At 61.1% G+C, this 1,170-nt stretch carries 1 protein-coding gene; it reads right to left on the bottom strand.

Annotation, left to right across the window (positions count from 1 at the left end):
* Positions 1 to 25 precede the first annotated feature (25 nt).
* On the bottom strand, positions 26 to 1,045 hold the full coding sequence (locus OC610_RS27780; protein ID WP_264432758.1) for a branched-chain amino acid aminotransferase: 1,020 nt from the start codon (positions 1,043 to 1,045) through the stop codon (positions 26 to 28).
* Positions 1,046 to 1,170: the final 125 nt, after the last annotated feature.

Below are 1,170 nucleotides of genomic sequence, written 5' to 3'. Positions count from 1 at the left end.
AAGCTTTCCGCGCGGAACGCTTGGATCAAACCTTGACGATCCAACCCGCCGGCGCTTCCACGTCGCCGGTCTGCACACCGGTCAGCTCCTTGTAGAGCTTCTGGGTGATCGGGCCGACTTCGGTTTCGCTGTGGAAGACGTGCAGCTTGTCCTTGTAGCTGATGCCGCCGATCGGCGTGATCACCGCAGCGGTACCGCAGGCGCCGGCTTCCTTGAACTCCGACAGTTTGTTGATGAACACGTCGCCTTCGATCACTTCCAGGCCCAGGCGCGATTTCGCCAGTTCGATCAGCGACAGGCGGGTAATGCCCGGCAAGACCGACGGGGAGTTGGGGGTGATGAATTTGTCATCGTGGGTGATGCCGAAGAAGTTGGCCGAGCCGACTTCCTCGATTTTCGAATGGGTCAGTGGATCCAGGTAGATGCAGTCGGCGAAGCTGGCTTTCTTGGCCTGGGAACCCGGCATCAGGCTGGCAGCATAGTTGCCACCGACCTTGGCCGCGCCGGTGCCTTGTGGGGCGGCACGGTCGAAGCTGGAGATCAGGAAGTTGTGCGGGGTCAGGCCGCCCTTGAAGTAGGCGCCGACCGGAATGCAGAAGATCGAGAAGATGAACTCGGGCGCGGTGCGCACGCCGATGTTGTCACCCACGCCGATCACGAACGGACGCAGGTACAGCGCGCCGCCAGTGCCATAAGGCGGGATGAAGCGCTCGTTGGCGCGGACCACTTGCTTGCAGGCTTCGATGAACTGCTCGGTGTCGACGTGCGGCATCAGCAGGCGGGCGCAGCTGCGCTGCATGCGGGCGGCGTTCTGGTCCGGGCGGAACAGGTTGATCGAGCCGTCCTTGCAACGATAGGCCTTCAGGCCTTCGAAGCACTGCTGACCGTAGTGCAGGGCGGTGGAGCCCTCGCTGATGTGCAGCACGTTGTCTTCGGTCAGGGTGCCCGCGTCCCAGGCGCCATCGCGCCAGTGCGACAGGTAGCGCTTGTCGGTCTTGATGTAGTCAAAGCCCAGTTTGTCCCAATTGATGCTCTCGTTACCCATGACACCCTCTATTTCCTGACAACCGTCGAAACGGTTCAAGGCTTCTGACGTTTTGAATGGGGACAACAATACTTCATTCCGGGGGTGTTTCGCAGCTTGTGGCGAGGGGATTTATCCCCGCTGGG

This window comes from Pseudomonas agronomica (assembly GCF_025917275.1).
GTDB lineage: Bacteria > Pseudomonadota > Gammaproteobacteria > Pseudomonadales > Pseudomonadaceae > Aquipseudomonas > Aquipseudomonas agronomica.
The sequence above is the reverse complement of the archived record's forward strand: the minus strand, read 5'-3'. Positions and strand labels throughout refer to the sequence as shown.

Bases quoted from the DNA above. Each gene is read 5' to 3' on its own strand.
- OC610_RS27780 (WP_264432758.1), bottom strand. From the start codon at position 1,045: ATGGGTAACGAGAGCATCAATTGGGACAAACTGGGCTTTGACTACATC.